The 9,290-nt window shown below is 58.3% G+C and carries 8 protein-coding genes and 2 pseudogenes; 4 read left to right on the plus strand and 6 right to left on the minus strand.

Going from position 1 to position 9,290, the window contains the following annotated elements:
• Nucleotides 1-2: 2 nt before the first annotated feature.
• From M0D69_RS37100 to M0D69_RS37110, 3 genes are all read right to left on the minus strand, one after another.
• Complete coding sequence (locus M0D69_RS37100) at nucleotides 3-2,369, minus strand: DNA polymerase II (protein ID WP_301786798.1); 2,367 nt, start codon at nucleotides 2,367-2,369, stop codon at nucleotides 3-5.
• Nucleotides 2,370-2,511: 142 nt separating this feature from the next.
• Nucleotides 2,512-3,876, minus strand: coding sequence for an LLM class flavin-dependent oxidoreductase (locus M0D69_RS37105; protein ID WP_301786799.1), 1,365 nt, complete (start codon nucleotides 3,874-3,876; stop codon nucleotides 2,512-2,514).
• A gap of 54 nt (nucleotides 3,877-3,930) precedes the next feature.
• Nucleotides 3,931-5,283 (minus strand): LLM class flavin-dependent oxidoreductase, encoded by a 1,353-nt coding sequence (locus tag M0D69_RS37110; RefSeq protein WP_301786800.1) that lies wholly within the window; start codon nucleotides 5,281-5,283, stop codon nucleotides 3,931-3,933.
• A 296-nt stretch (nucleotides 5,284-5,579) separates the two neighbouring features.
• Here M0D69_RS37110 and M0D69_RS37115 point away from each other — a divergent pair, with 296 nt between their 5' ends.
• Entirely contained in the window at nucleotides 5,580-6,878 is a 1,299-nt protein-coding gene (locus M0D69_RS37115; RefSeq protein ID WP_301786801.1) for an acyl-CoA dehydrogenase family protein, read from the plus strand.
• Between the two features lie 146 nt (nucleotides 6,879-7,024).
• Here the strand turns inward: M0D69_RS37115 and M0D69_RS37120 are convergent, their stop codons facing one another.
• Complete coding sequence (locus M0D69_RS37120) at nucleotides 7,025-7,228, minus strand: cold-shock protein (RefSeq protein WP_031356584.1); 204 nt, start codon at nucleotides 7,226-7,228, stop codon at nucleotides 7,025-7,027.
• A 148-nt stretch (nucleotides 7,229-7,376) separates the two neighbouring features.
• Here M0D69_RS37120 and M0D69_RS37125 point away from each other — a divergent pair, with 148 nt between their 5' ends.
• From M0D69_RS37125 to M0D69_RS37135, 3 genes and pseudogenes are all read left to right on the plus strand, one after another.
• On the plus strand, nucleotides 7,377-7,616 hold the full coding sequence (locus M0D69_RS37125) for a hypothetical protein (protein ID WP_301786802.1): 240 nt from the start codon (nucleotides 7,377-7,379) through the stop codon (nucleotides 7,614-7,616).
• A gap of 559 nt (nucleotides 7,617-8,175) precedes the next feature.
• Nucleotides 8,176-8,418 (plus strand): antitoxin, encoded by a 243-nt coding sequence (locus M0D69_RS37130; RefSeq protein WP_301786803.1) that lies wholly within the window; start codon nucleotides 8,176-8,178, stop codon nucleotides 8,416-8,418.
• 6 nt (nucleotides 8,419-8,424) lie between these two features.
• Nucleotides 8,425-8,801 (plus strand): annotated as a pseudogene (locus M0D69_RS37135) (type II toxin-antitoxin system VapC family toxin).
• A gap of 75 nt (nucleotides 8,802-8,876) precedes the next feature.
• On the opposite strand, the pseudogene M0D69_RS37140 reads toward M0D69_RS37135, so the two are convergent.
• Nucleotides 8,877-8,996 (minus strand): annotated as a pseudogene (locus tag M0D69_RS37140) (DDE-type integrase/transposase/recombinase); the annotation flags it as partial.
• Nucleotides 8,997-9,048: 52 nt separating this feature from the next.
• Nucleotides 9,049-9,290: DDE-type integrase/transposase/recombinase (locus M0D69_RS37145; protein ID WP_301786804.1), on the minus strand; the 242-nt coding region annotated here is incomplete at its 5' end.

The raw sequence follows: 9,290 nt of genomic DNA on the forward strand, positions 1-9,290 counted from the left end.
GGCTAAAACAACTCGTGCTGGCCGGAAACCAGCGTCTGGAATTCGGTCCGCAGAAGCGGCAAGATGGCGTCGGCGATAGGCTGCAACTGGCGCGTCAAATAGTGATCGTAGTCAATGGCAGAGTGCCAGGTTTCAAGCGGTTCCGGACCCGCGCCGGTCATCACATAGCTGATCCAGCCACCCCGTTGATACTGCAGCGGCCGTCCGCGTTCGCGGTTGAATTCATCGGCCATGCGTGCCGCGCGCACATGCGGCGGCACGTTGCGCTCGTAAGCATCCAGTGGCCGGCGAAGGCGTTTTCTGTACACGAGCAACTCGTCGTATTCGCCGCTCAGCGTACGGCGCACGTAGTCGCGGACGTAATCCTGATAAGGCTCATCTTTGAAGATTCGCAAGTAGAGTTCTTGCTGAAACCGCTGCGCGAGCGGCGTCCAGTCACTGCGAACAGTTTCCAGTCCCTTATAGACAACCTCTTCGCTACCGTCAGGCAGAAGGCTAAGACCGGCGTAACGCTTTTTGCTGCCTTCTTCCGTGCCGCGAATCGTGGGCATGAAGAACCGGCGATAGTGTCGTTCGAATTGCAGCTCAAGCGCGCTCTCCAGATCGAAGCGCTCGCGCACATGCTGTCGCCACCATAAGTTGACTCGCTCGACGAGCTCCCCGCCAATGCGCGCCGCATCTTCCTCGCTACGGGCTTGCTTCAACCAGACGAACGTGGAATCCGTGTCGCCGTAGATCACTTCGTATCCTTCGGCTTCGATCAATTCACGCGTCTTGCGCATGATTTCATGTCCGCGCATGGTGATCGACGAGGCCAGGCGCGGATCGAAGAATCGGCATCCTGTGGAACCCAATACGCCATAAAACGCGTTCATGATGATCTTCAATGCTTGCGAGAGCGGCTTGTTTTGCTCGCGCTTGGCTTCTTCGCGACCTTTCCAGACCTGATCGACGATAGCCGGTAAACTATGACGTGTGCGCGAAAAACGCGCGCCAAGAAAGCCCGGCACGGAATGTTGATCGGCGGGATGACGCATGCCGTCGACGAGACCGACGGGATCGATCAGAAAGGTGCGAATGATCGATGGATAGAGGCTTTTATAGTCGAGGACAAGGACCGAATCGTAAAGACCCGGACGTGAGTTCATTACGAATCCACCGGGACTTGCCGCGCCGGCGACATCGCCGAGATTGGGTGCGACGAAGCCTTGCCGATGCATCCGGGGCATATACAAATGCGTAAAAGCTGCCACCGATCCACCGCTGCGATCCGCAGGCAGACCCGTGACCGTCGCGCGTTCCAGCAAGAAAGGCAGCAGTTCCGTTTTTGCGAAGATCCGCGTGACGAGTTCGCAGTCTTTGAGGTTGTAGCGAGCGAGGGCGGGTTTGTCTTCGTCGAAGCGACGCTGAATTTCGTCCATTCGCTGATACGGATTATCGATGGCCTTGCCTTCACCCAGCACGCTCTGCGAGACATGTTCGAGGCTGAATGAAGGGAAGCTCCACGTCGCTGATCTAAGCGCCTCGATACCGTCGATAAGCAGTCGTCCCGCAGCACCCGCGAAGAAATGGTTCTGCGTGAGACCATGCTGCCGCCATTCCATGACGCTCCCGCGGCGACCTAGCCGCAGCGGAATCTGGTACTGCTCAGAGTGCTCCTGCAACACGCGCAAATCGAACTGAACCAGGTTCCAGCCGATGATCGCATCGGGATCATGCGTCTCGAGCCATTCGTTCAGCTTCCCCAGCAAATCTGGCCGGCTTTCGCAGTATTCAAGCTTGAAGTCGATGTTGCTATGGTCGCCGTTGGGCGGTCCGAGCATATACACCTGACGCTCGCCGCAACCTTCGAGCGCAATCGAATAAAGCTCCGTGCTGGCGCTGGTTTCAATGTCGAGCGAGACCAGCCTCAACTTCGGGCGATAACCCGGCGCGGGTTTCAAGTCGCTGTTGAGAAGCGGCCCGTCTCCATGGGACTCACCGCTGAACGCGACGGGCGCCGTGATAAAGCGCTCCATCATGTAGCGGTCAGGCGGAAAGACGTCAGCTTCGTAGACATCCACGCCTGCTTGTTTCAAGCGTCTTTCCAGTCCCGTCAATTGCCGATATTGCCTGCTGTAGAGGCCTAACATCGGGCGATGGTTGAAGTCGACGAGATCCAGCGGACGGAGTTCCACCTGCTTTTCGCGTTGCAAGATGGTTTCGACACGCTCGCGTTGTTCGGCTGGAATGAACGCCACGGATTCTTGCGGACGCAAGCGCAGATGGCGGGGACCGTCGTCCGTCGCCAGCCAGAATTCGACCTCGGTCCCATCGGCGGTATCCCGCCAATGACGCGTCAAAATGAAACCTTGTTGATGCCCGGTCAAATGCCCACCTTGGAAAGCTCGTCTATCGCATGGATTTTATAGCGGGCGCACGAGTTCCGTGTTTCAGGGTGGAAATAACGACTAGGACAAAGTTGCTGCGAAGATGGGGCATCGCGGCAATCTATGCGCTCGGTCCAAAGGCTCAGGCCGCGACCGTATTGTTTTTTTCAGCCGAGTAATGATTGACGGGTCGCGCAAGGCCCAGGTTCGCTCGCAGCGTCCGGCCTTCATACTCCGTGCGAAACAGTCCGCGGCGACGCAACTCCGGCAGCACCAGTTCGATGAAATCCGTCAGGCTGCCCGGCAATACCGCGGGCATGACGTTGTAGCCGTCGGCTCCATATTGAACGAAGCGTTCTTCCAGTTGATCGGCTATCTGCTCAGGCGTCCCGACCACTTGCCAATGCCCGCGCGCACCGGCGACGCGAAGATAAAGCTGGCGAATCGTCAGGTTCTCGCGCCGCGCCAACTCAAGCGTGAGCAGTTGACGGCTCTTGCTAGCATTCGTTTCCGGTAACTCGGGAATCGGACCATCGATCGGATAAGCTGACAAGTCGAAACCACCAGTAAGACCCGAGACCAATGCAAGCCCCACAGCCGGGTCGATAAGCGATTGCAGGTGCTCGAACTTCTCGCGTGCCTCGCTTTCCGTTCGTCCGACAATAGGCATCACGCCCGGCATGATTTTCAGATCGTCGGGATGACGCCCATGTTGTTCCAGGCGGCCTTTGACGTCGGCATAAAAATCGATGGCGTCCTGCAGGGTCTGCTGCGCCGTGAAAATAACCTCGGCTGTTCGCGCAGCCAACGCCCGGCCCGCCTCCGATGAACCCGCTTGCACGACCACCGGTTGCCCTTGTGGCGAGCGCGCTACGTTGAGCGGTCCCCTGACCTGGAAAAAACGTCCTTTGTGATCGAGGACATGGCGCTTGGCGGGGTCGAAGAAACGGCCTTGCTCCTTGTCGCGCAAGAATGCATCGTCCTCCCAACTATCCCAAAGCCGATTGACGACTTCGGCGAACTCGGTTGCCCGCTCGTAGCGCTCCGCATGATCAAAATGCCGGTCGCGATTGAAGTTCTTCGCTTCGTGCTCATTCGACGAAGTAACGAGGTTCCAGCCTGCACGACCTCCGCTGATATGGTCGAGCGACGCAAACTTACGGGCGATGTGATACGGCTCGTTGAAGCTCGTCGACGCCGTGCCGACCAAGCCGATGCACTCCGTCACGGCCGCCAGTGCTGACAATAACGTGATCGGTTCGAACTGAGCGATGTAGCTGTGAGCGGTACGGCTCAGGAAATCAAGGTTGTCGCCTCGAGTGCCGACACCATCGGCCAGGAACACGAGATCGAACTTCGCGGCTTCCGCCGCTTGCGCAAGCTGCACGTAGTGTCTGAAATTCACGCCGGCATCCGCCTGAGCGTCCGGATGCCGCCACGCGGCAATGTGATGTCCGGCGGGATACAGGAAGGCGCCTAGGCGCAGTTGTCCGGTTCGCTTGGTCATGGAGTGTGGGATCGGGATGCTTCGTGAAAGGGGCCGCTTGACGAGAGCGCACGCTCAGGCGCTTTTGCGCCATAATCTCTGGTTCTCGGGACGTGCCAGACCGAGATGTTCGCGTAGCGTCGCGCCTTCGTAGTCCGTGCGGAAAATGCCGCGCCGGCGAAGGATCGGAACGACGCCGTCGACGAAGTCCTGCAAGCCGCCCGGCAACGCATCGGGCATGAGGTTGAAGCCATCGGCGGCGCCTGCGTTGAACCAGCGTTCGATATCATCCGCGATCTGCTCGGGCGTCCCCACAATCACGCGATGCCCCCCGCCGCCCGCGAGCGCCCTGATGAGTTCGCGCACGGTGTAGCCGTGCTGGCGGCTTTGCGCCAGCGTCGCGTGAAAGAAGGTGTGGTTGCCGTTGCCTTGGCCGGGCAAGGACAGGTTGTCCGGCAGTTGTTCATCCAGCTTGAGACGGTCCGGGCTCATGCCCAGGACACCGGCCAGCCGGGTCAGGCTATAACTCCACGGAATCAGGTCCACCAGTTCGTCGCGGCGACGTAACGCTTCAGCCTCAGTTGAGCCGATGATCGTGGTCAGTCCCGCCAGCACCTTCACTGCATCGGGACCCCGTCCAAAGGCCGCTGCGCGCGCCTTGAGATCACGTCCATAGGCTAGCGACTCGTCGAACGATTGCGAGGCTGAGAACACCGCCTCGGCATGGCGCGCGGCAAGCTCGCGGCCGTCGCCCGAAGCGCCGGCTTGCACGAGCACCGGATGCCCTTGCGGCGAACGCGGCACATTCAACGGACCTTGCACCGAGAAATGCGTGCCGCGATGCGAGACCGGATGAACCTTGTCCGTATCGACGAATAGTCCGCTCGTTTTATCGCCGACGACCGCGCCGTCCTCCCAACTGTCCCAGAGCGCTTTGACGACGCTGGTGAACTCCGACGCACGTGCGTAGCGTTCGGCGTGATCGGGCACCGCGTCGCGGCCGAAATTGCGCGCCGAGCCCAGGTCGGCGGTAGTCACGACGTTCCAGCCCGCCCGTCCGCTGCTGACATGGTCGAGCGTGGCGAAACGGCGCGCGATGTTGTACGGCTCGTTGTAACTCGTGGACGCCGTGCCGATCACGCCGATATGCGAGGTCGCCGCCGCGATGCTGGCAAGCAGGATGGTCGGCTCCAGCGCGGTGATCGGGCGAAAGTCGATCTGGTCGGCGATAGAGGCGTTATCGGCGAGAAACACGGCATCAAACTTGGCTGCCTCCGCGATCTGTGCAACGCGGACGTAATGACTAACGTCGATGAACGCCAGAGGATCGGCTTCCGCCAGCCGCCATGCAGAGGGGACGAAACCCGAATGCAGGATATTGACGTTGAGGTGCAGGCGTCGCGGTGCGGTGTTTGTAAGGTGGGTCATCTTTCTTTTTCTCAAGCGCTCAATAGCTGACTAAGCTGAATGGCCGACCTTCGATTCTTGATCGGACCGCCGCGTAAAGCGACGAATAAATCCGCCGATCGATATACGCTAAAGCACTAAACCGAATTGACGCGAGGGACACACAAGCGCCGTTCGCATTAACCTTCGCGCATAGCTTTGAGCAGCGCTCAGGAAACCCGGCAAGCGCATATGGTTAGCACCTATCGTTCGTTGCCGACGGCTCGGCATGGCACTTATCCTCATCGTTCGCACTCGTTTAAATTGTGGAGAAGTGAATGACGACGTCAGCACCGACGGACGCGGCGCTTTACGCGCGTTTCGCGGAGATATTCGAGCACATTGGTAAAGGCGCCATCGAGCGTGAGCAGCGTCGTGAACTCGCTCGCGATGCTGTTCAGCAATTGAAGGACAGCGGTTTTACCGCCTTGCGAGCACCGCGCGAATACGGTGGAAGCGGCATCTCGCTGCCGCAGTATTTCCGTTTGCTGACGCGTCTGGGCGAAGCTGATTCGAACCTGCCGCAGATTATTCGCGCGCATTCGGGTTTCATCGAGCAGCGGCTGGAAAGTGAGGATGAGGCAGCCCGCGAGCGCTGGCTGGGACGCATCGCCCGAGGCGAGACGATTGGGGCGGCTACGTCGGAACGCACCGGTTCCACGCACAACAGCGTCACCGTTACACCCGACGCGAACCCGGATTTCGTTCTTCTGAATGGTGAGAAGTACTACAGCACGGGTACGCTCTATTCGGAATGGATCAACGTAGCTGCACATGACGCGCAGACTGATCTTCACGTGCTCGTGCGCAGCGATGCACCGGGTGTGGCACGTAACGACGACTGGGACGGTTTCGGCCAGCGTCTGACGGCTAGCGGCACGACGCGTTTCGATAACGTACGCGTTCCCGTCGACCAGATCCTGTCGCGCTACAAGGCATCGGAGCCGCGCCGTGATTCATTGCTGACTGCGTTTTACCAGGCCGTGCATCTGGCAACGCTCGCGGGTATCGCACGTGCGGTGTTGCGCGATGGCGTTGCGTTCGTTCAGGGCCGTACACGCACGTTTGGCGTAGCGGGGCAGTCGAGCCCGCGTGACAATCCGCTTGTGCATCGCGTAGTGGGGCGTCTCGCGAGTCTCGCGTATTCGGCCGAGGCGCTGGTCGAGTCCGTAGCCGCGGCGCTCGAGCGTGTGCATCAGGCGCGTAACGCGGGTCTGGCTACCACAGCGGATTACATTGCCGTCGATATCCAGGCTTATCAGGCGCAACAGATCGTGCTCGAGCAAGTGCTTGAGGCGGCGACATTGTTATTCGAAGTGGGCGGGGCGTCGGCGACGAGCGAAGCGCGACGGCTCGATCGCCACTGGCGTAACGCACGTGTGATTGCCTCGCACAATCCGGCTATTCAGCGCGAGGCCGCTGTCGGCAATTACCATCTGAACGGGACCGCGCCCGAGGAGCGATTCAGTCTCGCGCATTCCACTGCGGATACGGCTGTGCCTGGCTTAAAGCGCGACGCGGCGTATGGGGATAAAACTGCGGTGCGAGAAGATGCATTTGCCAGGACTGGCAGATAGAACAGAGCGCGTGGTCTTGAGCCACGATGCGTTGACGTGCAACATGAAGTGCAGGACATCACAACGGGGCATGGCCAGAGATGACCATGCCCCGCCTTCATCTGCGTGACAGACGAAAACCAGCCGTTGTAACGGCTGGATGAAACTTAGGCTGGCACGATGTTCGATGCCTGCTTGCCCTTGGGGCCCTGTTTCACTTCAAACGTTACCTTCTGATTTTCCTGAAGGCTTTTGAAGCCCTCTGCCTTGATTTCCGAAAAGTGTGCGAACAGATCTTCGCCGCCGTCATCGGGGGTGATGAAGCCGAAGCCTTTTGCATCGTTGAACCATTTGACCGTACCGGTTGCCATGAGCGTATCCAAAAATTTAGAGCTAACGAGTGAGAATAAAACCAGAGCGCCGAGCCGCGTCGCATTGCATTGTTGTGACAAGACTTCTCTAAGTCCGAGAGCGCGTCCGTAACAAACAACCGCTGCGGCGCTATGCGCTTTTGGAATTATGGCGATTCAATTGTACGCCGCGCCAATATTTATTGAAGCTTTCCAAACCGGAAAAGCTGCAATATGCGTGGAATACGGCATTCGGGTGCTCAGCAAGCTTGTGCTCAACCCGGATAATAGCCTTGTTAAAGGCCTTGAGGTCCTTATCGACAGTTTGTCTGCACATAGGATTTCTTCAGATTGCTTCTACGGACGGCGGCTGAATACTGCGGAATTGCAGCTGCCGAATGCGAAATGAATTTCATTCGCGAGCACACAATTGACTGCCGTCGAGCAGAAGTAATTTTATCCGGTAAACATTCGTCGCTGTGTCGAACTTGGACGACTTTACCGGATTGACGGTGGATTCAAATGCTACCGAACCCGTTTACTGTAGCAAATGACACCATTGCAATGCTTTTATTAAACGATTTACTGCCGCTTTAGCGCAACTTGACGCAAGACCGATGCATTGCCTCGATAGGTGCGTCAGCGAAGCAAGCAATGCTTGCTTCGAAACATCCGATGGTAAGGGGTTGTCGTGATTCGTAAGGAGAATGACGAAAATATTCTATAGAGCCTTATAAATAAAGGGTTTTATATCATCTTCGGCTGATCCGTACCCGGCTTGGTACCCGGTTTTTCATTGACTGGATAGGGCAAAAAAAGACGGCAACGCGGATTATTGCCAACGCCGGCGTACCGGGTCAGCAGCGACGGGGTAAGGATCCGTTCCCTGCGGCTTCTCGGACATCTTGGCCACACCGCTGGGCAGGGACACAATGGCAGATGCTAAGGCATATGCCGAAGAGGGCTTCATGACGAAAACGACTGAGGACCGGCGCGTTCGGGTATTTCGCAATGGCCGCAATCAGGCTATCCGGATTCCACGCGATCTTGAGCTACCAGGTGAGGAGGCCGTGATCCGCAGGGAGGGCACACGTCTGATCATCGAGCCGGCGAAGACCGTGCCATTACGGGAGCTGTTCGCGCAGTGGGCTCCGCTCGACGAGTCCTGGCCGGAAATTGAGAGTCTGCCTGCGGAATCGGTTGACCTGTAATGCCCCCTGTATCTGCTCGACACGAACATCATCTCCGACGCGATCCGCATCGGACAGGAGCCTGCGGAGAGCATCTGCACGTCGATCATCGTGGCTGCCGAACTGCGCTACGGGCTGGAAACGAAAGGCTCAGACGAGTTGGCCAAGCGTGTCCAGCGCGTGCTGACAAGCTTGCCGGTGATCGCGCTCGATAGCGGGCGGACCGTTTCTACGGAAGGTTGCGGGCCGATCTCGAACGTCAAGGCAAGGTGATCGGCGCGAACGACATGCTCATTGCGGCGCACGCGCTGGCGATGGACGCGGTGCTCGTCACGGACAACGATGAGTTTTCCCGGGTGCAGGGCCTCCAACTTGAAAACTGGCTGCTACGCGGTGCTGGCTGACACGCGAACTGATGGTGGCCTGCGGAACGCATCAGACTCCGGCACTGTCGTTGCGGCGCTATTCTGGCAATCCGAATAACTGCGCAGTTGATCGGTGACGATTTTGCGCGGCACGGGGCTCGAGCGCAGCACGCGCTTGAAGAACCGTTTGGCTGCGGCTTTGTCGCGCCGCTTTTGTAGCAAGATGTCCAGTTGGTTGTGGTGCAAATAGCGCAGGCAAGCGAGAGGATCATCTTCCTTAGCAATCTTAATAAATTGAAAGAACCGTCATCCAAATTGAGCGCGCAGAAGTATCTTTGAGATGCGCTGCCGTGAGATCGAACTGACCTTTGCGAATGCGGTGCATTAGCTCGATACCTGAGATCGTGACAGCCGCGCTTCGGAAGCGTTTGAACCCGAGCATCACGTTCACCCGCGATTTGATGTGGCGATGATCCTGGTCGGGTAGCAGCAGCGCATTGCTGCGCTGCTGCCCCCTGAGAACCGTAC

The organism is Caballeronia sp. SEWSISQ10-4 2, from assembly GCF_030464885.1.
Taxonomy (GTDB): Bacteria; Pseudomonadota; Gammaproteobacteria; order Burkholderiales; family Burkholderiaceae; genus Caballeronia.